A 25,943-nucleotide genomic window follows, 5' to 3' on the forward strand; every position below is an offset into this window, starting at 1 on the left:
ATGTTTTATAATTTGTTTCAGAGCTGGCGGTATGGGGAACTGGAACAACATTACACAACATGTTGTCCAATATTTCTGCACCAAATGCAATACCCTGCTAAGGGAAATTTCGTCATCTATCGAGTATGTACCTAGTGGTTCTGAACAGTGCCCATACTGCTCAAATCTTCTTTCAGAATCATTGAAAATAAGAAGAAAAAAGTCAGATAAAGCAAAGCTCCCAAAGTTGCAAACAGCCTATGATTTGACAGCAAAACTCACCTTTGATATTCAAGACATTGATAATTCGATGGCCCTCTCAACAGAAGATAGGGCTTGCATAATTGGCAGTCGTAGGTATGCGAACTTGCTTGTTACAAGGCTTTGGGTTCGAGCATTAATGTCACAACGATATGGCGGCCTAGCATCTAAAAGCGTACTATGCATTGATGCAGGGAATAGTACTAACCTGTACCAGTGTGTTAATTTCGCACGCCAGTACGGCATGGACATAAGAACTGTTCTTAGAAGGATAATTATTAGTAGGGCTTTCACAATCTACCAATTAGCAGGCTTAGTAATACGCAAGCTGCCAGAAGTGATCCATCAATTCAGTACAAAGATAGTGGTCATTTCTGACTTGCTGAACATGTTCCTGGATGATCCACAAATTAGGTACCGTGAGGCTCAATACCTGCTAAATCAGATTATGAATGCACTTTGGAAATTGCCAAGAGATATTCTAGTCATAGTATCGATGTACAATTCAGCAAGCAAGTATGACAAGTTGATTCTTCCTAATTTCAGCAAACAAATCGAGTTGTCAGAAAGTGATCCTCTTCAGATTAGGCTGCTTCAGAACAAGCGTACCTTATCTGAATTTACAATGCCTGAGAATGCCTTGCGAATAGTTTCTGCTAGGTGAAGGCTTTGGGTAGAACAATACCGTCTTTTACAATGGCGTTAATGGAAGAAGAATCTGAGTGGAAGGGGTTTCGTAAATGCCTTGAAAGAAAGGAACGAAAGATACTCGATGGCATGTTTGACAAGTCAAGGCTCTATATTCCATCTTGTATGTATTCTGCGAATCCTATTGTAATTTATCCTATCTTTCTTTCAATGCTTCTGCATCACTATAGGGAGCTGTCTGAGATAGTCAATCGAGTTGAACAGTTGACAGGAGAGAGGTATGACACTATTCCCAAATGATGATATTATCACTCAAATCATAGGCTCTTGGCAGAGCTATGCAGATGTACTGAATGCAGAAGATAGAATCGCATTTGATAACATGATGAAAAAATGCTACAAGTACTCACGATCAATCGAAGCCAAGGCAAAGCCATTTGAAAATGAAGCCTTGTTCATGGCTATGCTGCTTGAACAGGAGAAGATCATCCTGTGGCTGCTTGCCAAGATAGAGAAGCTTGAGAAAGGAAAAGTTGAGAAGCCTTGACTGTCTCAGGCTGGCTATTCGATTCCTACACTCTAGGAGACAGAATGATCTTTTGGATATTAACAGAGAGCGGCAGAGCTATAAAACTTGAAGATCAATGGACTCATTCGTTCTACGTTGCATCAGATAACTTGAAGGGTATTGCTAAGAACAAAGAATTAGCGGGATTCATCAAGGGAATAGAAATCACTTCTAAATATGAAAGATTAACAGATCGTGTCAAGTCAGAACTGCTGAAGATAACCCTTGCAGATTCAAGGAAGGCAGAAATGCTTGCTAATCGAATCTGGCAGTCGGGTGATTATGGACAATTCCGTTTGTACAATGTAGATTTGCTTCCTGCTCAATCCTATTTTTACGAACACGATCTATTCCCACTGGCTTTCTGCAAAGTGAAGCCCTTACGATCAAGACTGCAATGGGAAGTACAAGACGATGTATGGTTAACAGATTATCGATTACCTGATTTCAGAACAATACGACTTGATATTAAACTACAGAGAGAAGGCAGACTGCCTAGCTTCACAGACAGAATAAAGTCTGTCTCAATCAAGAAGAATGACGATGATACTACTATTGATATTGAAAAACAATCTGAAGCAGAAATTATTCAGGAACTAATATCAACAGTTACAGAGCTTGATCCTGATTTTGTACTCCTGCATGACGGAGATGCTTTCGTCTTTCCTTACCTAATCCGGAGAGCTGAAATGAATGGCATTGATCTGTTACTGAATAGAGAAAAGCTCAAGGTTTCAATGCCCTCCTATGAAGGAACTTCGTACGTGTCATATGGCAAGATACATTTCAAGCCTGCGACTGTGCCCTTGTTAGGCAGGATACATCTTGACTTTTCAAACTCATTTGTCTACGATGAATCAGGAATGCAGGGATTCTTTGAAGTGGCTAGAATTTGCAGAATGCCGCTACATACTGCCTTTAGGGCCTCTATAGGCAAGTGTCTTAGTAGCTTGCAATTCTACCATGCTATAAAGAATGACCGCCTTGTACCTTGGAAGCCTGATGAAGCAGAGCACTTCAAGACTCTGGAAGAGTTGCTTCTAGCTGATAGGGGCGGCCTGATTCTAGTACCAATGATAGGTGTCCATGAGAAGGTTGCAGAGTTTGACTTTGTTTCGTTGTATCCAAACATCATGTACAAGAAGAATGTCTCGGCAGAAACAATATCCTGCAATTGCTGTATCGACTCAGATAGGAGAGTACCAGAGCTCAACTTCAATACCTGCAAGCAAAGAACAGGGATCGTTCCTACTGCCTTAGAGATAGTAATCAAAAAGCGTTCTAAATACAAGCAACTAAAGAAGGCGGCCAAAGATAGCAAGTCAAAAGCAATCTACGATTCTAGACAGAACGCATTGAAATGGATTAATGTCACAAGCTTTGGCTACCTTGGATTTAACAATGCGAAGTTCGGTAGAATAGATTCCCATCAGGCTGTATGTGCTTATGACCGTCAGACTCTTTTGAGGGCTGTAAAGGTAGCTGAAAAACAAGGCTTTCGTGTTCTGCATGGCATAGTTGATTCACTGTGGGTTCAGAAGAGAGATGCTAGCGATGATGACTACCTAAAGCTGAAGCAGGATATTGAAGATGCAACAGGCTTTGAGATCAGTTTTGAAGGTGAATACAATTGGGTGGTATTCTTGCCATCCAAGAGAAATGAAAAGCTGCCTGTACCAAACAGATACTTTGGAGTGTTCACTGATGGCTCTATCAAAGTAAGAGGTCTTGAAGCAAGAAGGCACGATACGCCGCCGTTGTTTTCAAAGTTTCAACAAGAAGCATTGAAGATAATGGCAAAAGGAAAAACTATTCATGAAGTAAAGGCTCTCATGCCTGAAGTTAAAAACTTGTTTAACCAGTATGTCCTGAGATTGAAGGAGGGGAGGGTACTACTTGAAGAACTGATGTTTACGAAACAACTTTCAAAAGATTCCGATCAATTTGAGAATAGGAACACTGCTGAAATTAGCTCCATCCATCAACTGTCTGAAGAAGGTAAACCCTTGAAGGCAGGTCAAGTATTGCGCTACATCGTAACAGATTATTATCAAAAGAAATCAAAGCAGAGAACTGTTCCTGAAGAGCTGATTGATGGAAGGACAACCTATGATGCAAAGCGGTACGTGGAGCTATTAGCAGAAACTTGTAATTCTATTACTGAACCATTTGGATATGAACTGCAAATAAACGAAGAAGGACAGGACTTGATGGGCTTCCCTTATAGTTCTATCTAGCCAATAAATTCAATTTCACATCCATGCCCTTTGAATGGCATCTCATGTAATTACTTGAGAGTAAGAAAGATTCCATGTTAATCATTAGGTTCTCATTGCTTTGTCCAACCACAGGAGCAGCGAAGAATGTAGCCAATAACGGCAAGAGAGGAAGTGGAATAAAAAGCCATTGTAGTATACATACTACGCCAATTGTCGCACATATTCATAGTACTATAATTGATGAACGCTATGCACACAGACACAATCAACTTAGTGAGACTAAAGCAATTGGCGATAAAGTATCTTGATCAGGATTCTGCCTTTCGCCATCTCTTGCTTGCCGAACCTGATGAAGTTCCGTTTCAAGAAGGGGTTATCAAATTAATGGTGTATTCAAGACTTTTTGAGTTTGAGTTAAAGAAAATGTAAATACTGATTCTGAATCTGTTGGTCGAGCCTCGTCGCCCATGACAGTGAGAATCAGAATGTTTTTCTAGTGGACTTGTCAGCTTCTTGGGAGCATACCTTGACATTGTTAGAGCTGACGGAAAGCGAAATCGCAGCTTTTCTCGATCCTGCATTGAAATCGATTCCGCCACCTATCAAGATATTGCAAGAATCAATCGATAGCCTCCCATTCAAAAAGCTAGAACCTGAATATGTCAAGAACCACTTCTCTGAAGTTATGGAGCTTGTAACAGATAACGCCTTTGCCAAATTCAAGGTGTATCAACGAATGGCTTCGAGGCCAGTGATTCAGAAGTTCATGGAGAAGTATGGGCCTGAGATAGAAGCGAACACCAAGAATCAAAAGGAGTTTGTTTCAGAGCTCTTAGACATATTCATGCCTGTTGCTGTGTCCTTTGAATTTAGGACAAGTCAAATGAGAAAGTCCAGAGCTGGCACTACGTTTGAACATATCACAGTATTCCTATTGCAAAAATGCGGTATCAAATGTGAGAGGACCGCCAAGAGTGTACGTAAGAAAATGAACAGAATGGACATTGTTATTCCAAATCAGGAAGTGGCATTAAAGAAACCCGATCAGGCAAAGTTCCTTTCATGCAAGCACACGTTGAGAGAGAGATGGAAGCAAGCTTTACCAGAGAAGAATAGGAATTGGGTAATGTACCTTATCACTATGGATGATGATATTCCAGATCAGAAGGCTAAAGAAATCAATGATCACAATCTAATCGTATATGTCAAGGATCAGGTTAAGGCCAAGAGCTATCTTGCAAAGAAGGATTGGATTAGAAAGTTATCCGACCTTCCTAAAGACTTGAGGTAATAATTAGTATTTCCACACAACTATATTTTCCTTTGAAATTGTTTCGCCTTTGAGAGCTATTTCATTCTCTGGAGCATTTTGCAAAGGCATTGTCTTGTTTGGAATTTCTCGGTGGTATGTGTCATAATACTTGAACCCATGCTTGTGACCAAGTTCAATCATAATCTGATCCGCAGGTACTACCATGCGCTTTACAGTCCTATTGCCTAGAACAAAGCAGATCGTACTCTTCCTTTTCTTCATGACCTTTGCAATCTGAGCAAAGCAGGTATCAATATCTTTGAAGAAGGCATAGGTTTCTCTGGCCCTATATTCGTCTGCATCTGCTATCATGTGCAGAGTATGAGTTAATGCGGGACTTTCCAAATCTTCTACTTCATCAAAGAGCTTTCCGCCAAGGGCAATCCTGTCTACTTTCCAGACTTCCTCTTCATCAAAGTCCAGCCATGCAGAAGAGTATCGAGAGAACTGCCCATAGGCGACAGTGGTATGGGAATCACCATAGGGTGGAGAGGTAATCAGAAGAGTAGCACAATTTTCATACAGATTCCTTGGATCAAGCTCAAGTAACTTCCTTGTATCACCTTTTACTACAATCGATTTAACAGACTTGTCAACAGCCTTGTAGAACTTGTCCATTCTCTGAATGTTGTTGTTGGTTACTTCCGAGAATGCAAGTAGTGGTTTTGGATCATGGAGCTTTAACTTGTCTGGCGGCAGTCGATATAACTTAAATTCTCCTGATCGAATGTTGCTAACCTTCCTGACTGTTACTGAAAAGCAAACTTTGAAAAAGTCCTGTACATCCTTATTCTCTATTTTGTTAATGTGGTGCTTGATGATCGCAAGGCCATTAATTGCCTGTGGCTTGAACCAGTATTCAAGGTTCTTTATTGTTGGAACTTCGACTGGCTTCTCCTTGGAAATATCTCCTTCAATCTTTTGACGCAGACTGCTCCATTCCCTTTCAAGTACTTCCTTTTTGATTGGAGTAGTCTTTACTTTTGAGATAAGAACCGCAAGAGGATTGGCATCAACTCCCACTGATTTTATTCCTTTTAGTTTGGCTTCTACCAGGACTGTACCCGATCCACAAAAGGGATCAATACACAAGTCGTCAGACTCAGACTTCGCAAACTTGGTAATTAGTTTCTCTGTGACTTGCGGAATCATTCGGGCAGGATAAGTATGCAGGCCATGAGTCATTCGCCTTGTATCGGCATCTGCAAATGTCCAGTCGTCCTTGATTTCCCTTTTCCTTTCTGGGCCTTCAAAGGTCGATTGCATCAAATGTCAGCTCCGTTAGAAAGGGCGATGACGTTGTGACAGTCTAACTCCAAGCTCAAGTCAGACCAATTCTTCACGTATGAAGCAGAACTTACACCATCTATTAAAGTAATCGAAGCTTTTCCGTCTGCTCTGCGATTGAAGGAGACCGATTCAGGTAATATGAGCCTGTTAAGACTCGGCTGAACCTCGCCTTCGTATTATGGCATAATACTTAAGAGCAGACAGGCTTTCAGATTTCACCATTGGAAGGACCTTCTGATAATGAAAGAATCAATAAGGCTCTACGATACATAGAGCGAAAGCGGAAGGCAATTCAAGAGCTACGCAATCTCATTTCATCATCAAAGGACAAGAATAAAGATAACATTCCTGTCGAAGTAAAACAAAAGGTTGATGAAATCTTTGGTTGCCTAAGCGCCGTCGAGCTTCTAGTAGGCGGCAAAATGGGCAGGAAGATACACCAAGAGACTGAGAGGTTAGTTGAGCAATGGATGTGGCTACAAAAAGCTGTACTGGTATTCCATCTCGGGCTTGACAGGCTTCAACTTACTGAAATGTGGCTAACAAACCTGAGCACCTTGAGGATAGGTTTTGATAAGAAGGGGAGGAACTGGACTGTTAATTGGAAGGTCAACCCCTTTACCAATCAATATGAGGGCAGTTTTTCAACCGGGCCTTCCTGACCTTGTAGTTATTCATGGAATTGTTACAACCTTCAATTGTAGAAAGCGCTCCTGTAGTTCATCAGGCACAATCAGTACTTCTTGAATGTCGTATAGTCATTCCACAGATGCATCAGAATATCTTCCTCCTTGACAAAGCCAAGCATTTGCATGTAATAATATCAAAACTGGCTTTCAGTAAATTGAGCCTTCAGAATGTTTGTTCTTCCGCCTGCACTAATACCCTGAAGAGCTTCTGAACGCAATTACTACATACTGTGGTTCTGGCTGTTGTTTTCTCCCCTGCTATCTTGTAGTCTATGGCTGCTCGGTCATTCTCTTGATTGTGACAGAAGGTACAAGGATCGCCTGAACGCATAACACGGACAAGATTGGCATAGTCTGGTTTGGCGCATTTGTGCTTTTTCTTTGTTTGAACTTCACACCATTCGCCAGTTAGCTCGTTGTAATAGATAAGAGCTGATTGGCAGAATTTACAGGGAAAAGACAAGTTAGGTCACCAGTTGCTGAAAATTAAGACTGCTTGCTGCCTTTAGAAAGTCTTGAGGGGCAAGGCCGGCGTAGTGCATGAATAAGGTCTTGTCAATTGGGAAACCCATTACCTGAAGCATCGGAATTGCTGCGAATCCATGAACCATAATCCAGCGTTGTATTCCAATATGCCGTATACAATAAAGTGAATCTTCATGCCACACAGGTTCTTTCTTATCCAAGTGCCTGAATAGAGCTTTGTAAATTGCAGAATACTTTTTCCTAGTGTCAGGCAGCTCTTTTAGATCGGTGATAAAGAGGTATCTCCATCCTTGCCTAGTATCTTCTAGCCTGAATTTCCAATAGGATTCAGCCCACTTGACTAATTTTTCTTCCATCACGTACTTTGGGAATATCTTCTGTTGCTTTGATTCTTGCAACATGAAGTGCAGAGCGGTCCTATTTAGAAAGCCATGATTCTCTATGGCTCTTGTTTCTAATGCCAGTACTGATGAAGGTCTGCCAAAAGAAGAAATGGCTATTGCCCAATGACAAAGCAGGGCCGAATGTCTGATCCCTTGTTGCTCGCATAGCTGCTTACATTCGTCAGACTCTAGCCATCTTTCGGCTTTGTCAAATTCATCTTTAGTGAGCTTCAGATAACGATATTTGCCTTCATTAGGAGCTACAACTTTTAGTCCAAGTATGGCAGAGTCGTACTTGGTTAATCTAACACCAAGACAGAGCTGAAGGAAGGTTCGTACTGCATCACGTATATGTGGCTTGAAAGGAGCTTTGAAACGCTTCTCATAGGAATCTCTGAATTGCTTGGTCGTTTCTGGATGCCTCCAGTACACAGGATTAATCTTGAAGGTTGGAACAACCTTTCCATAGCACAGGTTCTTGAAGGTCCTTAAGTCATCCTTCTGACCTCTTGTTTGTGCATATCTGTACCAATCATGAATCAAGTGAATATTATAAAAGCAATAGGCAGGAATGGAATCAATGTCTGGTGACTCGTAATCAATATTGTATCGGTGATCCCTGAGTCCGATCCAAGCAGCCTTATCCTCATATACAACTTCAATCTGATTCATCCTTGTGAGCCATTCAAAGGTAGCAGTATAACTCAAGTCCAGTTTCTTGGCAAGCTCTGGAATTGTGTGTGGTCGTTGGCTAAGTATCCTTAGAATTGATGAGGTTATCTTTTCTCTATGCTTGGCCCAAAGATCAATGTGTTGTTCAAACTGAAGAGTTGACACTAATGAGAGTGTGTTAATTCCAAGCTTTAACTGTGTCGTTCCAAAGTTGCAAGAAGAGAAAGATGATAAAGGTGTTTTCCGTACAAGGTTGAATTTGGTACTTTAATGAAAATGATGGTACATATAAAATCTACGTTCTGTTCAATAATAGAATATGAAAACGAGGAAGGAAGCGACTTTTAGAAACTTTGGCAAACGTCACAATATTCGAGCGAAAATCGATTTATACACACTTTCTCAGAGTGTATTTGTTTGACCGTCGATTCCCAAATTTTTTGCTAAGTGGTACTGCACCATATAGAGGGAGACTTTAGACTGCAAAACACAACTCTGCAGAATTGCCTTTTTCTGACCTGTACAGACTATCAAGACTTGAACCCCGTATGCCTAGGGTACCCGTCGTACGTACTAGGGGTAGGCGGCCATACTAGCCAAGGGCCATCTTTTCATGACTTGATAACCTCAATTTCCACTGGTAAAATGCTGGTCAAATCATGTTAACTAATATCAAAATGGAGTCAATTCGTCATTTTTTCAATGGTACTGTTCCTTATAGCTAAGTTATTTTGTGCTCAGTTTCAATGGTAACAACCATTCAAAAACAGCAATGCAAGTACGCTAGGTATTGCAGGTACCACAGCACACTGTCAGAACACTGTAATAACAAGAATAAAGCGCTAGAGGATTGCGCTATCGCTTGGACGTTTGTATTATTTCGACTAAATGACGAGCAAAAAACGGTATCAGTGAGGGATATAGTATGAGCAAGTCCACAAGGCATTATCATGTACTGGCTGGTTTACATGGATGCATTCCAGACTCTGACGAATTATACCGTACAAAGCAAGAAGCAAGGCAAGGCTTAAAGTGGATAGTTGGAGAGCTCAGGAGCTCGAATAATCGCTTACGTGGCAATTTGAAGCAAGGTTACTTCGAGCTCGTCAAAAAGACTGATGCCTTATGTGATTACTGCGAAATTTCAGACTGCTATGAGTCCGACTGTTTAAAGGAGCTTGATAGATTTGACTAGACAAAAACAGACTCTAGGGCCAGACTACAACGAAATAGAACAAGCAATTGCAGATATGCTTAAAGAAAACACTGGTATGCACTTTTTAGATAGCGGCGGCGCTTATGGGAGACACTGGCAGAGAAATCAAGCAATAGCAGACTTTAGACAATTGCCAGAATTGAGCATCGAAATATGGGATGATAGAGATTTTTGTATATCTCTCGATGTGTTCCATTACCTAACCTCATTCCTAGAGCTTGATGGACTAGCAAAAGACTTGCAAAAACAATTCGATGACTATAGCGAATTACCAGACAATAAGGACAAAGGATGGTATGAGCTCATGCAGACTTTTGCAGAAGATATACTGCGTGATCAATATGGCTACAGAATCGAGGAGTCATTCAATACGTACAATTACGAAAATTTACTTGGTCAAGTACTGCAAGGGTTAACCTTCCATGTAGCAGATATAGACTATCCTGACTACATAATACTGCAAATACATGGCGGTTGTGATGTTAGAGGTGGATATACAAAGCCTAGAATCTTCAAAGTACCAGAATTTGATTATTTTACGATAGTGCAATTTGATCTATATGCTAGTTGCAAGTGTACAAATTGCAGTAGTGATGATTCAGGCTATCACTGGTACATTGACGGAAGTACTGCCGATAAGAGCCATGAGTACAAATTTCCATCATATTGGATAAAGTCTGGAACAAAAAATCCAAGCAATAGCCTGAAGTGTACTAGATGTAAAAGCAAGGTTTATTTCACTCCTTGCTTGGTGCACTAAGAAATTGAGAGTGATTAAAAATGGAATATTCAAACGACATTATAATCTGTAGTAAAAGCAAGAGTCTGCTAGAGCTCGATTGTACCATTACTGCTAATGGACATTCTTTTACTGCTAACGGATCATTTTTGGTACCAGATAAAAAAGGAAAATTGAGAGGGATATTATACGCATATCCAAACGAAAACAAAATAGGATCATGGAATGGTGAAATCAAGATAGATGCCGAATACTTGCATGAATGGAAAAACGGATTTTATGATGTTACTGGCAGACCACAAATAAATCAGAAAATTAGGTTCAAGTACCAAGGTAGACAATTCGCTGGTATTTGGCATAACAAGAACTGGTCATCAATAGTCAGAGTACGAGAGGTTAAGCAGTGATCTAAATGCCAGAACTGATCTATAATGACAATTCAGAACTAACAGCGATTACCGTTAATGAGAGTGATCAACCTCTCATTATTTGGTACTGCAAGGCATTCTTACAAGATGGCTTAACAGTCGTGATCAACTATAAAGACAAAAGCGGCCGAGCTCATGAGATCAGAACAAACAACATACAGAGTGATAATGCCGGATTTAGCCTAAGAATGAATAATGCTCAAGGCAGATCAAAAGCGGCTGGAGCTCGATGCACTTTGCAAGTTTCAAAAGGTAGAATTGATTTAATCGGTAAAGTCATCATCGAGAAATAACACTCGCTTTTTACGAATTTTCCTATTTTCATTTTTCCAAGTACTCTCAAGAGCTCTGCGAGCTCTGCCAGCCGCACTTTGATCATGTAGAAATCGAATTTCGGCCTGAAATTTGTCAAGTCTGCAAGTGAAATAATCTTCACTTGAAAAAAATGATCAAAAGTGATATTTGGCAAAGTCTACGGAGTGGAAATTGAGGTTTTTGGCTTCAATTGCCAAAGCAAGCAGACGATCAGCAGTCACTTTCTAGAATATTTTGTAAGGGGGTACCCATTACACTTTTAGCTTCACAAATCTATGCTTGCATTGATGGCCCAACTGCTACAGATGCATGGAAAGATTGATGATCGATATGCGCATTGTTTGATTCCTACGTCAGAAAAGGAAAAGATTATTCTTGGTGCAATAAAGGAGCAGGGAAATAACGCTACTACTGAAAACATTGGCAAGCTCATCATATTCAGATATGCCAGCCCTGCACTTGCGGCTTCAGCAATGCGAAGGATGGAGCAGATGCGGAAGTGGGGCACGATTCAATTCCATAAACACAACTGGCGGATAGGGCCTAATGCCACAATACTATCCAAACGAAGGAATAGTGAAGAAGATCCTCTGCATGGTTTAGCAGGAGTTAGTCTCGGAACGGTACCCCAAGAGCTTGCAGAACATTTCTGTCAAGTATGCGATCAATTGATAGTTCAATATGCAGACGCAGAGATAATAATGTACAAAGGCAGATTGTATATTTGTCATGCTGAATCCTGCTATGACCAACTCTACAAGAAGATCAATATGAGAGTCAAAAAGCGACGCACACTGAAGCCGTTAGAAAGCCAAAGAAGAAGGCAAAATTAACTTCAGGTTTCCTCAGAAAAAGCGAGTGCATACAAACAAGATTTCATAGCATACCATCACCTAATGCATAGATAGCAAGAAAAGGTTCAATACAACGATAATCTTGGCTTCAATTCATGTCTGATGAGGTAGGCGTCACAATTCCAACAATAGCCGGTTTAGCTGTAGGCGTTGCGCTCATTGTAGCATTTGCTTCATTTGCCAAGCCTGCCTTTACTATGTCAGATGACGAAGTTAGGCAGAAAGTACGGAACCTTCCAGAAGTTCAAGCCTTCTATGAAAGATATACACCATTGGAACAGATCAGGCATCAAGGAACTACAACTTATGTAGAATATCAAATCGGTAAAACTTGGTATTTCAGCAATGACCCTACGGCATTACAAGATGACGTGACTAAATCATTGCGTCTTTATGTAAAGGTTGATCCGTATGGAAAAACTAGCGTTGCATTGGATTGTATGAGTATGTCAGGCGGCAATAGCTTGCCTGCTACCATAGAAATGATCAAAACGACCAGCTGTATAGAACAGCCAGAACAAGACGCATATTAACCGCCCACCACATCCTTACAAAGAACATAATCAGTACTTGGCAATAACGAGTTTGTGAGCAGCTTTTTAGTCGATTGTTGAAGGGCGTCCCTGGCAACAGCTAAAGCTGCCACCAGAGACGCATGGTTTGTGAGAACCCTGCCAATCCAGTGCGGTACATTTACCCAAGAACCTACCGACAAACATTTTTTGACACATGAGAGAGTACTTGGTAATGCAGTAAACGTACTGCTGCCAGTCTTCAGGCCAGCCGATTTCAGAAAAAGGCGGTATTCAGTAGTCGATATAGCAAATTCTGTGGTCTATGCCTGTACCGGTGGGACATCCATAACACAAGCCTGCTGTACTCTGGCCAGCACCCCGTCCAGGAGGGATGTCCAGTACCACGTGTCCAAGATTGACATTTCGTGGATTCAGTCGGCCGCCAACAGGCTGCTGCAGAAAAGGGTGGCGGAGACCCTGCACAATCGAGCTGTCGACATAGCCATCGACATGACAGACGTTCCCTACCACGGCGAGCCTGAGAATGAGGGGGATGTCAGACGCGGCAGGGCCAGGAGCGGCACGACCCACTTTTTCACGTACGCCAGCGCCTACGTGATGCTCCATGGAAGGAGGTTCACCTTGGCCACCAGGTACATCCGGGAGGGGGAAGCACTGGTTGGAGTAGTCAGGTACCTGCTTGCAGAGGTACAGAAGGCGAGCATCGTGATAAAATGCCTGTTCCTTGACAAGGGGTTCTTTACAGCAGCTGTAATGAGCTACCTCAATTCCATGCGTATCCCGTACATCATAGCCGCTTTTCCAAGAGGCAGGAAAGGCGGCACGTTATCCAGACTGACCCGGAAAAGAAGGGATAGTTTCGTCGTACCGGACTGCGAAATGACAGATTCTGCCACCGGCGAGAAATGCACATTCAGGCTGTATGCCGTTGCCAAATACCGGAAGAAAAGGTACAGGAAGAAACGCGGCGTCCAGTACATGTACTATGCCGCAGGCCTTGTCAATATCCCGGTAGGGCGGATGTTTGACGAGTACCGGAGGAGATTTGGCATAGAATCGTCATACAGGGCGATGGGAAAGAGCAGGGCCAGGACGTCATCCAGGAGTCCAGCACTGCGCTTCCTCTATGTTCTGGCATCGCTTGTTATACAGAATGAGTGGGTGTACATCAAGTGGCAGTACCTCAGCAAGGCGACGCGCGGAAGGTACGGGAGAAGATACGATGCAGAATTTACGTACTTTCATATGCTGCTTTTTCTGCGGCTGGGACTGGAGCAGAAATACGGCGCGGTGTACTCGGTACAGATCAAAAACAGCAGGTCAGTTATAATTGATGGTGGCTAATTGCCAGGTACTGATAATGGATAATGATGAAATACGGTACAAGCTTTTGCTACCATTGTATAATAGGTTCTATGATGAAGGCTACTTTAGCCATAACATCGTTACCGATGGGATAATCAATGAGAGTGGTTTAACCTTAGATTCAAGGGTACTTAAGCACATTTTGATTTCCTTGAAAGGAATCATTATGTAAAGGGGATCAGAGCTTTACATGCAAGTTATCCCATCAACGTAGGCATAGACGCAATGGGAATAAGATTTGTGGAAAGTCGTAATGCGGAACTGGCAAAATACCACAACGAGATAAGATTCAAAATGCTCACTCTCCTATACGATGAATACTTGGTAATTTCGGGAATTGGGTAATTGTTGATGAAGCATTTGTAGAGGAATCCGGGCTTGTTGGTGTTGGCGAAAATATTGTTCGTGCCGATTTAATTTATCTTGAGAAAGTTGGCCTGATCAAAGGAACACATGTTTGGCAAGTACGGAGCTGGCCCGATGGTGTCAGAATATCTGAATCTGGAATCGGATTAGTTGAAAGCGTAATAGATAATGCTCTAAAGGAGTTTGAACAACTTGGTAAGCAACCCAAACAGAGAACGCAGGACATTATAAATGAACAGGATAAAAGAACAAAACTAAAGAAGTTCAAGGAAACCGTATCAGAGAACCATGAGTTAATCGAGCTAGCAGCAAAAATGGTCTATTTCGTATTCACAGGTCACTAGACAGAATATAACGTAATGGGACTAGAAATTCAATCATCTAGCACAGCTGAGGAAAGGCTGTCTGTTGGCCAAATATCCTGCCGTGCACACATTGTTAAATTCGGGTCATATACAAGCGTTAGTGCGGGTATTCCCACAACTTTACATGATAACGCTTTTCGCCGACCTGATCGTATAGTCCGAGTTCAAACTCATTCTCTCCATATTTATAGACGGAGCTCTCAGTGCGTATTGTTGTCATGTCACTCAACTCGTACGGAAGAGTAAACTTGAAATTTGCAAGTTCATCATTATCAACTTCTCTCATAAATGGGGCAAAGAACTTTTCATAACATTGAGTATCAATATACCCATTTTTCCCCAAGTCACCACGAATTGCGCTATAGCAATACCTGTAGGTTGCAATTGGTGTCCTTGAAGCAGCACCACCACTTGGCAAAACAGAGACATCCTCATTAGTGGTACTTTTCAAAACGTTCTGGATAGTCGATATTCCCTCGCTGTTGAACAGAGCATAATATACTGCAACTAACCCTGCTATGCCGACAATGGCCGCTGCTACGATCTTGCCGGAGACTATTTTTCCTCTGGCTCCACACCGGGGGCAGATATTTCGCAAGTTAGATGAATATCGGTGTCCACACTTTCTGCAATTGCGCCAAGTGTAATTATCAATAGGCATATACTGTCAAGTTCCCTCAAAGAATTTCTTTCTATGTCTGCGTACTGCCCTGTCAACGTATGCGGCCATGATGAAAACTCCCGCCGCTATCATGAAGACGCCTGCCGTAAAGAACCACCCTAAACCAGTCCTATCGTTAGCATGAGGTATTCCAATCGGCAAAGCAATAAGGACTCCAAATGCTATCATCCCAATCCCTACGAGCTTCCAGACATGCTTTGTAGCAATCTGTTTTGCTATCAAACCCTGCTTCCTTTGTTACCTTTGTATCCTTTGGACATCCTAAAGAACTTTCCTACTATACATTCTTTCAATCCCAAGTATGTCCAGCAAGGAAAGTAAGCGTGAAATACTCAGTGTCAGCCCAATGAGTCACAAGTTTCAGATTACTATTGCAAAGAAGGTAAGAGAGAAACTAAAGCTGAAAGGCGGTGATTCTATAGCTTTCATTGAAGAAGGCGGCAGGATATACATCGCAAAAAGTACTGACGTTTGACCTAATGAGAAGTGATCTCGATAATAATCACACTGATAATTCTTAGGATCATTTCGGTTGGCTGGTAAATTCAGGTGATAGAATGATAACTTAGAGAGATGCATTTAAGGATCATTTGCTGATACTAGGAAATAATGGAAGAGACGAAACCCTCAGCAGCAGACTCAATTAAGGCTAAACCAGTTGAAATGGTAAACATCTCAACTACACAACCGACAACTATCACTAACAAAATTGCAAAGAAAAAGCCCTTGCCCCTGAAAAAGCAAATCGAGTATGTCAAGAAGAATTTCGAATCAGGTGATGGCTATCTGGTAACTATAGAAGCAAAAAGAATCAACCAGTCGCAGGCTATACTGCATGGCAAAGTGTACCAAATGAAAATCGGTCATGATGATCGTCTTGCTTATGAGGGCACAATGACATATACAATTAAAGACCCTAATTTTCAAGATCAAGAATTTGTAATAGCTGTAAATCTTGGTCAAGAATCGTTAATGCAGAGATTTGAGGGCATGTTGAAGGGAAATGCATCCAATGTTATGGGCACTATTGTGCAAATAATCGGCGGGATAGGTTTCAAGCTTGGCTAATCATCTTGATCCAGCAGCTATCCTTACCTTTCGATAGCCAGCTAATCTCATTGATTCTAAGAAGTCATTCGTATAACACCTTTGTTGCCTTTTAATGCAAGTCTTTTGCTTTGACTTAATTCAGTCCTTTTCATTAATGACTGTCACTTTTCAAATACCTTCCCAGGTAAAGCTGGCTTGCTTGGATTACGCTAGGAGTTGAACCCTTTTTCCCCTAGAGCTTTGCGGCCTGATGAAGCCGTTGTCTGGCATGACAAGCAGTATTCATGAGCGGCTTGCCTGATCTGTTCTACCGTTGCCGTACTTGCATCTAAATCCGAATCACATATTCAAAGACAAGTACGGGTTATTCCAGAGGCTGGGTCATGAATTGACCTTTCGCATCTTTCGCAGATTCCTTTTCTTGGATCATTACCTGGCTTGGCACAATGCACGCACTTGTCTATTCTGATCCTGAGCTTGTTATGCTTGATATGAGTGATGATGTTATAGCAGCGGCGACATCTGTTTTTAAGTTGTTTTGTTTGCTCCCTGCAAGAAGAGCAGAGTTTGGCAAAGAATTGTGTAAGGTCATATTCCATGTGGTCTTTGACTTGTTGTCTTATCCTCATTATTCACTAGCACCTTTGTCATTCCCCCAAGTTCTTTCTGAATCTGCTCTTCAGTGAGTCCGTACTTTGTTTTCAGAAGTTTTTGGAGTAATTCAACCTCAAGGCATTTCTTGTTAAATGATTTTGTTAGTTTCTGCTGCTGCTCTTCAGTTTCTTTTAGCTGCTCTGCCTTTGCAAGTAATTCCTGTTCCTTCTGCCTTTTCTCTTCTTCTGCCTTTGCAATTCTTTCCTTCATTATCTGGGAGTCCAGCTGCCCCAACCTTGATTGTAGAGAAGGGCTATAGCCATCTCTCAAAAGTATGTAATCTTTGTTCTGAAACTCTTCAATCTTGAATGGCCCTGCTAGTGAACATGCTTTCATTATGTGTCTTCTTGATGTTACTGGGCTGCAATCCGCCTTCTCTGCCGATTCATTGACAGCATCTTCAACTGTCAAGCCTTCTGATCTTCCGATATTTTCCCATAGATAACGCCGTACTGTAGGTTCTGAATCCCTGTTGATTTCGATTTCAAGGGGTGCTTTTTTTATCCTTATTCTGTCTCTGTACTGCTCGCTGTCTGTTGCTTCTGCATTTGTATTCACACACACACTTTTACCACTTGACACCGAACCCTGTTGGCAATAATCAGGCCGCTTGCGCTGATTGCAGGAATAGCAGACAAAGCCTATGTTCTCAGGGCTATAATCAGCTTTATCCCCGTTATGATGTTCTATGACTCCTCCATTCTCTGTCTTGTCCTTTTTGCAAATCTTACATTTTCCGTCTTGCGATACCCATAGTAAATGCTTAATCAGTCTTTGCTGCTCTGCTCTGGTTGGGCTGTACTTTGCCATTTTACTCACGCTCACACACTGTCAACATGTCAAGCGGTTCTACTGTTATCGCAATTTGCAAGAACCCTGCCAGTACCAGATTTAGAAATTCGTCTGATATTCTGTACTTGCCCTGAAGGATTGCTGAGCGAATATCAGCAATCGTTTTATCGTTGGAAGTGGAATTCCCTTCAGTCATGAAGCAAAACCTCCTACGTCAGCCCATGACGTATGGTAGTACCATCCTTGTTCATGACTGCGGCCGCTAGATTCAGTCCTGGCTTGGTAGGCAGGGATTGAATCTAGTGTGCTAAATCCTCTCATCTTTTGCTCACCTTTCCTGCTGGTCTGATCAGCTTTACATTTTTCCGAAACATAGGGCAAGTCGCAAAAAATTGTGACTGCCCGATGTATTCCAACTCATTATCGCATGTTACTGATCTTGGTGTCTTGACAAGTTGTTGACTTGCCATTATTCTTCGTCGTCGTCTTATCAGCCGCAAGATTTAACTCTACGATTGGGCTTTTATATTGGTAGAAGAATTTTCCAAGATAAAACTAATGGGCTGCTCAATTCAGTTCGTGAATGATCAGATGCAACAGATAAGACCGCAGCATGTACGACTTATACAAATATTTCTGGGATTAGTATTATGATTCAACTCTCTTTATGGTAGTATGGAAGAACTGCAAGCATCACCCGTTGCAAATCTCAAAAAAGCTGTCCAACAGGAATTTACAAGAATTGTTCCCAGTTTAGAAAAAGCAAGGAAGGGAGAGATAGAGGCAGCACTAAGCAAGGTTGCAGCAAAGCTGAAGATCGACAATAAGGTACTTGACTATCGACTCAGCAAGGATGATCAAGGTGCGTTATACATCACAATAACGATCTGTGTGACATTGGAATTCTGATCCTGCTATTTCCTCTCTTATTTTTTAAATAACTACATTCGGCGTGTAAAATGAAAAGAAGGATGTGGAAACGGCTTCCGCATTATCTCTTAACCTTTGCTGCCTGATAAGCGAATTGTACTTTAACTTTTCCACCTGCCATTTTTGTTATGGTCATGTCCATATCTCGTTTCATGTCACTTGCAACTTTCTCAAGCTCAGAGCTTTTTAGGGCCATCATCAATTCATCTATTGTCATACCGTCTGGGCTGGCAGATACCAATGAAGCAAATCTAGTAATATGATGCATACTGTTGAGCTCTGCTTCTATTTTCTGTTGCCTTTTTTGCATTTCCTCAAGCTGCTTCTTCATCGAATCCTCTTCTTCTTTTATTTGCTGGAATCCCCTTTCAGTGAGTGGATAACTGCATCTTGAACATATATCATATTCGAGAGGATTCACTTCTTGACATCTTGGGCAATTGCTTATTACAGCTCTAGGTTTCGATTCTTGAACGACTATGCCATCATGAGCGAGAATGGTATTTACAACATCCTTACTAAGTGTCTGTGCCATGTACTTTGATGCCTGTCTGGTATTAGGTACCCATCTGACTTTTTGTGTTAGTGCAAAATGTGAAAGATAGGTTGCATCCTCACGTATTGCAGAAGTCCTAAAGCAATACGGGTTCCATTTCTTTGTTCTAAGTAGAAACTCAAGCTTTTCCCTTTCCTTCTCGTCTTTGATGGCTCCCGTTTCAACCAGCTTCTTTATCCTCTTCTTGAGGTTGTCGGTTATTCGCCAGATGTAGTCAGGATCGAGGGGTTCGCCTAAATGATCGCTTCTCGTATTGCAGAATAATGGAGCTTCAGGATCGTTTCTGAATGGATGTTCAAGTTTCCACTTTAAAAGATAGGAGAAGGCCATCCTCAGTACAGCAGGGCCGCCGCCCGTCTTTGTCTGAAACGGTACCTCAGCCAAAGCGCATTTTTCTAAGTACCTAACGTTCTTGTTTTTCATCTTTGCTGCTTCATGATTCCTACCGTCTAAATCCCACAGAGTTGCAATTATGGCTTTGTTTCGCATCTTGATCTCATATGGCAGGATAGTTAGTATTTCGTCTCGCTCCCATGTCTCGCTGACAGAGTATGTATTTTTTCGCTTTGTCTTTTGCTTCTTTATCCTTACAAAGTCTGGTGTTTCCCAATCCTCTATTGGAACTTCATCACTAGCCTTACCCTTCATCTTTGTGTTATGAAGCCACCTGAAAAAGTGGATCAGCCTGCTTCGATAATCGTTCCATGTTGTTACCCATTTCTCTTCAGGATCTTGCTTTGCTGTCTTTCTATATTGGTTCAGGAAAGGCAGTATGTGAAGCTCTCTATTGTTTACTTTGTACAGCGTCATTGATGGATATTTGCTGGCTAACCACTTGGAATAATAGATAATTCCCTTGAGGTTGTTCTTTCGTCTGCTCTCGGAAATCCTATTCAGCTCATGAAAGGCGTCGTATTCTTTAACTAGCCTTGCATTTATACGGCTTTGTACTTCGCTCTGAATCTTTGATTGCAGAGTTGCAAGCGTTATCGGCATGTGGTTGCAGCTCCTTTGAATGAAGTTTTCTTGCCTATAGCCTTGATCTGTCTCTTTTGGAAAGTTTTGCCGCCGCTAATATCCTTCTGGTGAAAAAATTTACCAGTGGTTATTAGAACCCGATAAGTGAGCGGGCCCGTCGGGATTCGAACCCGAGACAGCCGGATTTCTTTCTATTGCAGTTAAAAGTCCGGTACTCTACCTGGCTGAGCTACGGGCCCAGAGCAACTTACGCTCCTACAGAGCATAATTTAATGGTATATCGTCATTAACAAAATGCTTCAGCATAAAAAGTACGGATTCTATTAATACAGGTGCAATCTACTCAAAAGAAGTCCTATTTCGCTATAATAGTCATTGCTTCAGTAGCCCTTGCTTGCGCGGTCGCCGCTCCAATCATGCTGCCGTTTGTAAAGGTGTCGCCTGCAAACCCGGAGAACTTGTACGTCATCTACTATGGGCATCTGGTTGATGAAAACGGCGCGATGACTGATCAGGCATCAAGGATATTGGCAGCCAAGCCCGAGCTCGTGATAGTGCCGCACTCTTTTCCCGATGGCGAGCTTAACCTGACACCGGACGTGCGCTGGCAGTTCAGCGAAGCAGACATCAAGGTGCTGACGTACACTTGGACGGATTACGGCGCGCGTGACTTGAACGCTGTCAGGGCCGACATTGACAGCCAGATGGCGTCAGGAGTTGACGGCATATTTGTGGATGAAGTGACCAACATCGAAACGGACGCCGAGCACAGCTACTATGCCGCAGTCTACCAGCATATCAAAAGTCACGGGCAGGACAAACTCGCCATAATGAATCCCGGCCACTACAAAGTGAATGAGAGCATAATGCAGATCTCCGACATCGTCAGCCTAGAGGAAGAGTGGGTGTACCACGACCAGATATCGTGGATGGACAAGTACCTGCCGTCGCGCTTCATGGGGGTATCGAGCAATGAATACTGCACAGCCTGTATCAGCGAGTCAAACGCCATGAGCAAGACTGCAGAGGCATGGAGCGCAGGCATAGGATACCACTTTTCCACAGACAAATACATCGACCTACCGGCATGGTTTGACAGCTATGCTTTGCAGGTGGAAGAGGAAAGAAAAGCTAGGCAGCAGTCATAGGCGGGACGGTAGCGCGATTTGCAGCTTGTCGCAAAAAGATCGTCAGCAGCTTGTCGCAAATGGTTGGCGCGTTCATCCTGACGTCGGCCGCAGCCAGCTTGTTTGATCCGAATAGAAAGACGACCTCGTCTACTGTCAGGGAATTTTCCCTCATGAGCCTCAGCAACTCTGACTTGGGCGTGTGCAGGAGCTCCATTTTTCGTGGGCGTTCCAACTCCATGCGCATGAGTTTAGCGCTTGCTCTAAAAAGGTTGTTGCAAGGTGGTTCTTGATGTTGTCTCTATATGACTGTATAGTAGTTTAACACCTTCAACTGGACGCAGCCAAAATTTAGTTGCCTGTTTTTTATGGCGTGCGCCTTCTGTCGAACACCAAGACAGTAGTCAAAATAATGACAGACTAATCTATATCATTCCAAGCAAACCACATCGATCAAAGAAGAGATCGTTGACAGATGAAAGCTGTATGCTATAATTGCAAATTCGAAGTCTCAGGAGCCAACCGACAAGAGCTGGACAATAACTATAGACCTCATTCCCTGACCTTTGGCCATGCAGGGTTCTACATAGTCGACTATGATGACTAGAAGAGCTTGCATATAGCTTTTTGCCAGACCTGTCAGAACAGGTCTAATTCTGTATGTCCGACATGCAGATATTCTTCTACAAGAAAGCAGGCTTCACACCAGACCATGCTGGGCTCGTTGCACTGCAGGCATACCCCCTTGGGCACAACCTTTTCTCCACATGAGCGGCATTGCTTCCTTTGGAACTGCTTCGTCATTTCTAATTGCGTAACAGATCATACATATTGGGATGTAGGCGGCTATTTTCGCTCTTTGTATGTAGTAGTCTCTATAGACATCATATAATAAATACGGCACTTGCCGATTAGCCTATTTTCCTTCGAGCCATGCCCTTCTTTTTGTTTTTATTGGAATCTGTGCTCTTGTCCTTGGCAGCGTTTCTATCATACTGTTTGTTGCTTCTCCTGTTTCTTGCCATGAATAAGCACGGCAAATATGATATTTAGTAATTGGTAGAGTCGCATCACACTCTGCCAGAGCGTGGCACTTGCACGTAATAGCAGGGCTGTCGTAGTATCGACGATGTGTTGTTGCTACTGTGATCGTCAGCATTTGACAAAAAATGTGACAGATGATGTGATAGATATACCCCTACTGGGCGTTTGATCTAGAACTGGCATTCATGCTTGCTAAATATCATTTGGCACATTCCAGGGCATGGCTAGGGCCAGATCGAATGTTTCGAACAGGACTGCAAGGAGGGCTGCTAAACGGATGAAAGGAAAGGCGGCTGGCAGGAGTGCGAAAGGCTCGGCTGCAAGAAGGACGGGCAAGAGTTCGCGGACAAGGATGAAGGACAGGCAACGCCATGTGAAGAATAGAGAAATCCTAGAGACAAGGAAAACGTCAATTGGAGACATATAAAGCAGGATAAAGTCGGACTTACTTTGCCACGCCAAAATAGTTAGCTAACTCTAACCTTTTTACACGAGTGCAAGTACGCGTGCCGGCGACCCTGTCGCGCCGCCCAGCTTGAGTGGGCTGATAACCAACGTGAATCGTGTCATCGATATCTTGCTTACATTGCAAAGATTTTCTACGACCAGTATGCTGCGCGGCAGTAGGATGTTGTGCGCAGTAAACTTGCTGTCAGCGCCTGCGTCGATGCTTGGTCCATCGATTGCAACAGCGTTGACCTTCTTCCTAGCAAGGTATCTTGCGGCCTGCTCTGACAGCCCCGGGTTTTCAGTCATATAGTTGCTCTTGGCCACACGCTTTTCCCAGCCTGTGGCGATCATCACCACTTCTCCTTCTCTTACTGGCTCGTTCTCAAAATCTTCGCGCTCTATCAGCTGGTTTGCCCCCTTTGGCGCTTTTATCAGGACGGCGCTGCAGACGAGTCTGCTTGCAGGAACCATGTCGATGCTTGCGAGGCAGGGGGCAAAGTGGGAAGGGGCGTCGACATGCGTGCCCGTGTGGGTGCTCATGAAAACTGCCTCAGAGTCGTAGCCGTGGGAATCGAACCTAGACCATGGGATGAATGAAGGCTGAGGCGACCCGGGAAAGACCCTTATCGAGGGCGTAATCCTCATTGTTAGGTCGATCACTCTCACCATATGCCAACTTTTGGAGGCAGAATGTCATTAATAACTCTGCGTGAGAGAGAATAATACGATCTGTTTAATTACTCACAGCACCATAATTCCATATGCCAACAGCATATGTGCTTATCAACTGCGACCTTGGTTCTGAAGAAGAAATTATCCGCGAAATCAAAAAGCTGCCAGAAGCTGTTGAGGTTTCCGGAGTCTATGGAGTGTACGACATCATCGCCAAAATCAGATCAGATTCGATGGACAAGCTCCGCGAAACTATAACGTGGCATGTCAGGCGCATTGACAAAGTCAGGTCAACGCTGACAATGATTGTGATCGAAGGGCAGGGCGAGCAGAAGAAGAAATAATGGTCATCGGAGCAGTCCCTTGACATAGCTCGCAGCAGTCGCCGCTTCCTCTTCGCTGTTGAAAAAGTGGGGCGCTGCCCTTACCGCTTTCTTTCCACCTCCGATATCCCTTGCGGCAAATATTATGTTGTCCTGTTCCAACTTTTTCACTATTGTTGACGAATCGGCTGCCGGCGTCATGAAAGTGACAATCGATGTCCGCTTGTTCTCGTCGCCCGGCCCATACAGCCTGACGCCGGGGATCTTGCCTATCTCGTCGCGAAGGGCGCCTGCCACCTTCATGTTCTTTTTCCTGATATTTTCTAGACCTATCCTGAGGATGTACCTCAGCGAGGCTTCAAGACCGGCGGCACCGGGAAAGTTGCGAAAGCCCGCCTGAAACTTGGTAGGCATATCAAAGTACGCAATGATGTTCTGCTCTGAAAGCATGGCCGATTCGATCCCGATGGACGGCGGGGTCAGCATTTCAGACGCTTTTTTGCTGCAGTAGAACACCCCGATGCCAGTTGGGCCGCAGAGCCACTTGAAACCGGGAAACGCCATAAAGTGGCAGCCGATCTTTTTCACGTCGATTGGAATTGTGCCGGCGCTCTGGGCCGCGTCAACGCAGAACAGCGCGTTATTTTCCTGCGCGATCCTGCCAGCCTCTTCAAGCGGCATTATCGCGCCAGTGTTGTACAGCACGTGGCTCATGGTGACAAGCCTCGCGCCCTTGATCGATTTTTCAAGGTCTGCAAGGTCGAAGTAGCCGGTTTCTCCGTCTATGGCAAGCTCCCTCAGTTGTACGCCTTTTCTCTGCGACAGCGAGACCCACGGCAGGTAGTTGGCATAGTGCTCGTGCCTGCCGCCCCTCACTACTACTGCGTCGCCTGCCTGCCAACCGATGCCGTTTGCCACCATGTTGAGCCCTTCGGTAGTGCTCTGCACAAGCACCACTTCGTCGCGCTCGCAGTTTATCAGGTGGGCCACCCTTGTGCGCAGCTCGTCAAGCAAGGACATGACATAGTCAAAAGTCTGGGGCGCGTCGGGTCCGGCCTCTGCGCATTTCAGCAGGAAATCCGTCACTGCCTTGATCGTGGACAGTGGCGTTGGGGCAATGGCCCCGTTGTTCATGTAGATGGTCTTTTTTGTTACTGCAAAGTCACGCCTTATCTGATCGTCAATGTCACTCATATTATATCTAACCTCCTGCAATAGAGCAGCAATTGTCTGATAATAGGATATTGAGCACGCGTGGCTTAAATACGCTAATGTTCGGCGACCCGTACGCCAAGCTGTGCTTTGCAGCGCACCTCGTGTCGCAGTTTGAGAAGGTGACCTATATCGACCTTGACACGACGTTCACCGCATATTTCAACGCCGGGCTTGTTCAGGCAAAAAACAGTGTCGACATTTACCTGCCTTCTGAAGGCCGGCTCGTCCCAATGGTAAAGGACGTCCTTGAATCAATGGGGACAAGCTCGCTTGTGATATTCGACTCTGTCAACAGCTTTTACAACCTCTTCCGCGCGCAGGAGCGGACGGGCGGCCTGAACCACCTGCTTGCCGTGCTCTTGATGCTACTTGTTAGGCACGGCGTGAACCAAAATATCCCAGTGCTTGCGACAAGCATGCTGCGCTACAGGAAGGATGGCGGATGGGTCCAGTCGCCGGCCAGCAGGAGGCTGCTTCAGCGCAAGAGCGCAGCCAAGCTGAGCATCGAGCGGATAGAGCGCGACCTTGCCGTGACGGTGATAGGGCACGAATCGATACCGGCAGGAACGCGGCTGGTTTATAAAGATAGCCTGATCACAATTTGATATTTGCCGAAGGATGTGACCGCATAATGGGCATTGCATCAAGAGTATGCTTGATGTCCATTCTCAGGTAGATCATTATAGAAGTACCCAATAGAAGATATTTATGCATCTTTCTCGCATAAAATAGAGACAAAAGTGAATCCAGGAATTTATCAATGCGACAGTTGTGACCTC

28 protein-coding genes and 1 tRNA gene are annotated in these 25,943 nt (G+C 43.5%); 18 read left to right on the forward strand and 11 right to left on the reverse strand.

The features are described 5' to 3' along the window. Positions 1 to 31: 31 nt before the first annotated feature. From NGAR_RS13040 to NGAR_RS13055, 4 genes are all read left to right on the forward strand, one after another. Positions 32 to 904, forward strand: coding sequence for a hypothetical protein (locus NGAR_RS13040; protein WP_148681456.1), 873 nt, complete (start codon positions 32 to 34; stop codon positions 902 to 904). A 264-nt stretch (positions 905 to 1,168) separates the two neighbouring features. Next, positions 1,169 to 1,435 (forward strand): hypothetical protein, encoded by a 267-nt coding sequence (locus NGAR_RS13045; RefSeq protein WP_015020237.1) that lies wholly within the window; start codon positions 1,169 to 1,171, stop codon positions 1,433 to 1,435. Further along, positions 1,432 to 3,693 (forward strand): DNA polymerase domain-containing protein, encoded by a 2,262-nt coding sequence (locus NGAR_RS13050; RefSeq protein ID WP_015020238.1) that lies wholly within the window; start codon positions 1,432 to 1,434, stop codon positions 3,691 to 3,693. The genes NGAR_RS13045 and NGAR_RS13050 overlap by 4 nt, the downstream gene beginning before the upstream one ends. Before the next feature lie 514 nt (positions 3,694 to 4,207). Continuing rightward, the gene (locus NGAR_RS13055) at positions 4,208 to 4,966 is read left to right on the forward strand and encodes a type II restriction endonuclease (RefSeq protein WP_015020240.1); all 759 of its coding nucleotides are present in this window, start codon (positions 4,208 to 4,210) and stop codon (positions 4,964 to 4,966) included. 3 nt (positions 4,967 to 4,969) lie between these two features. On the opposite strand, the gene NGAR_RS13060 is transcribed toward NGAR_RS13055, so the two are convergent. Beyond that, complete coding sequence (locus NGAR_RS13060; RefSeq protein ID WP_015020241.1) at positions 4,970 to 6,253, reverse strand: DNA methyltransferase; 1,284 nt, start codon at positions 6,251 to 6,253, stop codon at positions 4,970 to 4,972. A gap of 245 nt (positions 6,254 to 6,498) precedes the next feature. On the opposite strand from NGAR_RS13060, the gene NGAR_RS13065 reads away from it, so the two are divergent. Beyond that, a complete protein-coding gene (locus tag NGAR_RS13065; RefSeq protein WP_015020242.1) occupies positions 6,499 to 6,939 on the forward strand; it encodes a hypothetical protein in 441 nt (146 codons plus the stop codon). 491 nt (positions 6,940 to 7,430) lie between these two features. Here the strand turns inward: NGAR_RS13065 and NGAR_RS13070 are convergent, their stop codons facing one another. Continuing rightward, positions 7,431 to 8,672: a hypothetical protein gene (locus tag NGAR_RS13070; protein ID WP_015020243.1), complete on the reverse strand. Its 1,242-nt coding sequence runs from the start codon at positions 8,670 to 8,672 to the stop codon at positions 7,431 to 7,433. A gap of 1,022 nt (positions 8,673 to 9,694) precedes the next feature. Here NGAR_RS13070 and NGAR_RS13075 point away from each other — a divergent pair. From NGAR_RS13075 to NGAR_RS13100, 6 genes are all read left to right on the forward strand, one after another. Then, complete coding sequence (locus NGAR_RS13075) at positions 9,695 to 10,483, forward strand: hypothetical protein (protein WP_015020244.1); 789 nt, start codon at positions 9,695 to 9,697, stop codon at positions 10,481 to 10,483. A gap of 20 nt (positions 10,484 to 10,503) precedes the next feature. Then, entirely contained in the window at positions 10,504 to 10,869 is a 366-nt protein-coding gene (locus NGAR_RS13080; protein ID WP_015020245.1) for a hypothetical protein, read from the forward strand. Between the two features lie 5 nt (positions 10,870 to 10,874). Next, positions 10,875 to 11,183 (forward strand): hypothetical protein, encoded by a 309-nt coding sequence (locus NGAR_RS13085; RefSeq protein ID WP_015020246.1) that lies wholly within the window; start codon positions 10,875 to 10,877, stop codon positions 11,181 to 11,183. A gap of 306 nt (positions 11,184 to 11,489) precedes the next feature. Further along, positions 11,490 to 12,038: a hypothetical protein gene (locus tag NGAR_RS13090; protein ID WP_148681457.1), complete on the forward strand. Its 549-nt coding sequence runs from the start codon at positions 11,490 to 11,492 to the stop codon at positions 12,036 to 12,038. 116 nt (positions 12,039 to 12,154) lie between these two features. After that, on the forward strand, positions 12,155 to 12,592 hold the full coding sequence (locus NGAR_RS13095; protein ID WP_015020248.1) for a hypothetical protein: 438 nt from the start codon (positions 12,155 to 12,157) through the stop codon (positions 12,590 to 12,592). Positions 12,593 to 12,721: 129 nt separating this feature from the next. Continuing rightward, entirely contained in the window at positions 12,722 to 13,939 is a 1,218-nt protein-coding gene (locus tag NGAR_RS13100; protein ID WP_015017779.1) for a hypothetical protein, read from the forward strand. Positions 13,940 to 14,788: 849 nt separating this feature from the next. On the opposite strand, the gene NGAR_RS13105 is transcribed toward NGAR_RS13100, so the two are convergent. Beyond that, complete coding sequence (locus tag NGAR_RS13105) at positions 14,789 to 15,289, reverse strand: hypothetical protein (RefSeq protein WP_015020250.1); 501 nt, start codon at positions 15,287 to 15,289, stop codon at positions 14,789 to 14,791. A gap of 69 nt (positions 15,290 to 15,358) precedes the next feature. Beyond that, a complete protein-coding gene (locus tag NGAR_RS13110; protein ID WP_015020251.1) occupies positions 15,359 to 15,595 on the reverse strand; it encodes a hypothetical protein in 237 nt (78 codons plus the stop codon). 124 nt (positions 15,596 to 15,719) lie between these two features. Here NGAR_RS13110 and NGAR_RS13115 point away from each other — a divergent pair, with 124 nt between their 5' ends. Both NGAR_RS13115 and NGAR_RS13120 read left to right on the forward strand, forming a co-directional pair. Then, entirely contained in the window at positions 15,720 to 15,848 is a 129-nt protein-coding gene (locus tag NGAR_RS13115) for an AbrB/MazE/SpoVT family DNA-binding domain-containing protein (RefSeq protein ID WP_187147509.1), read from the forward strand. A 134-nt stretch (positions 15,849 to 15,982) separates the two neighbouring features. Next, positions 15,983 to 16,441: a hypothetical protein gene (locus tag NGAR_RS13120; protein ID WP_015020252.1), complete on the forward strand. Its 459-nt coding sequence runs from the start codon at positions 15,983 to 15,985 to the stop codon at positions 16,439 to 16,441. Positions 16,442 to 17,011: 570 nt separating this feature from the next. On the opposite strand, the gene NGAR_RS13125 is transcribed toward NGAR_RS13120, so the two are convergent. Together NGAR_RS13125 and NGAR_RS17785 are read right to left on the reverse strand one after the other, a co-directional pair. After that, positions 17,012 to 17,887 (reverse strand): hypothetical protein, encoded by an 876-nt coding sequence (locus NGAR_RS13125; protein WP_148681459.1) that lies wholly within the window; start codon positions 17,885 to 17,887, stop codon positions 17,012 to 17,014. A gap of 1 nt (position 17,888) precedes the next feature. Then, positions 17,889 to 18,065, reverse strand: a complete 177-nt coding sequence (locus NGAR_RS17785; RefSeq protein WP_015020255.1) for a hypothetical protein — start codon at positions 18,063 to 18,065, stop codon at positions 17,889 to 17,891. 479 nt (positions 18,066 to 18,544) lie between these two features. Between NGAR_RS17785 and NGAR_RS13130 the strand changes: the two genes are divergently transcribed. Beyond that, positions 18,545 to 18,778 (forward strand): hypothetical protein, encoded by a 234-nt coding sequence (locus tag NGAR_RS13130; RefSeq protein WP_015020256.1) that lies wholly within the window; start codon positions 18,545 to 18,547, stop codon positions 18,776 to 18,778. 82 nt (positions 18,779 to 18,860) lie between these two features. Here NGAR_RS13130 and NGAR_RS13135 read toward each other — a convergent pair whose 3' ends face one another. Together NGAR_RS13135 and NGAR_RS13140 are read right to left on the reverse strand one after the other, a co-directional pair. Continuing rightward, complete coding sequence (locus NGAR_RS13135) at positions 18,861 to 20,351, reverse strand: site-specific integrase (RefSeq protein WP_015020257.1); 1,491 nt, start codon at positions 20,349 to 20,351, stop codon at positions 18,861 to 18,863. Between the two features lie 131 nt (positions 20,352 to 20,482). After that, a tRNA-Lys gene (locus NGAR_RS13140) sits at positions 20,483 to 20,572 on the reverse strand. 93 nt (positions 20,573 to 20,665) lie between these two features. On the opposite strand from NGAR_RS13140, the gene NGAR_RS13145 reads away from it, so the two are divergent. Then, complete coding sequence (locus tag NGAR_RS13145) at positions 20,666 to 21,481, forward strand: spherulation-specific family 4 protein (protein WP_148681460.1); 816 nt, start codon at positions 20,666 to 20,668, stop codon at positions 21,479 to 21,481. Here the strand turns inward: NGAR_RS13145 and NGAR_RS13150 are convergent. After that, positions 21,465 to 21,695 carry a hypothetical protein gene (locus NGAR_RS13150; protein WP_148681461.1) on the reverse strand — a complete coding sequence of 77 codons (231 nt, stop codon included), beginning with the start codon at positions 21,693 to 21,695 and terminating at the stop codon, positions 21,465 to 21,467. The two genes, NGAR_RS13145 and NGAR_RS13150, sit on opposite strands and share 17 nt — an antisense overlap. 1,029 nt (positions 21,696 to 22,724) lie before the next feature. On the opposite strand from NGAR_RS13150, the gene NGAR_RS13155 reads away from it, so the two are divergent. Then, the gene (locus NGAR_RS13155) at positions 22,725 to 22,931 is read left to right on the forward strand and encodes a hypothetical protein (protein ID WP_148681462.1); all 207 of its coding nucleotides are present in this window, start codon (positions 22,725 to 22,727) and stop codon (positions 22,929 to 22,931) included. Positions 22,932 to 22,990: 59 nt separating this feature from the next. Here NGAR_RS13155 and NGAR_RS13160 read toward each other — a convergent pair whose 3' ends face one another. After that, the gene (locus NGAR_RS13160; RefSeq protein WP_015020263.1) at positions 22,991 to 23,623 is read right to left on the reverse strand and encodes a cyclase family protein; all 633 of its coding nucleotides are present in this window, start codon (positions 23,621 to 23,623) and stop codon (positions 22,991 to 22,993) included. 92 nt (positions 23,624 to 23,715) lie between these two features. Between NGAR_RS13160 and NGAR_RS13165 the strand changes: the two genes are divergently transcribed. Then, positions 23,716 to 23,970 (forward strand): Lrp/AsnC ligand binding domain-containing protein, encoded by a 255-nt coding sequence (locus tag NGAR_RS13165; protein ID WP_015020264.1) that lies wholly within the window; start codon positions 23,716 to 23,718, stop codon positions 23,968 to 23,970. Positions 23,971 to 23,973: 3 nt separating this feature from the next. On the opposite strand, the gene NGAR_RS13170 is transcribed toward NGAR_RS13165, so the two are convergent. Then, positions 23,974 to 25,143 (reverse strand): aminotransferase class V-fold PLP-dependent enzyme, encoded by a 1,170-nt coding sequence (locus NGAR_RS13170; RefSeq protein ID WP_015020265.1) that lies wholly within the window; start codon positions 25,141 to 25,143, stop codon positions 23,974 to 23,976. A gap of 77 nt (positions 25,144 to 25,220) precedes the next feature. Here NGAR_RS13170 and NGAR_RS13175 point away from each other — a divergent pair, with 77 nt between their 5' ends. Beyond that, on the forward strand, positions 25,221 to 25,769 hold the full coding sequence (locus tag NGAR_RS13175; protein ID WP_015020266.1) for a hypothetical protein: 549 nt from the start codon (positions 25,221 to 25,223) through the stop codon (positions 25,767 to 25,769). Positions 25,770 to 25,943 lie beyond the last annotated feature (174 nt).

This window comes from Candidatus Nitrososphaera gargensis Ga9.2, assembly GCF_000303155.1.
Classification (GTDB): Archaea; Thermoproteota; Nitrososphaeria; order Nitrososphaerales; family Nitrososphaeraceae; genus Nitrososphaera; species Nitrososphaera gargensis.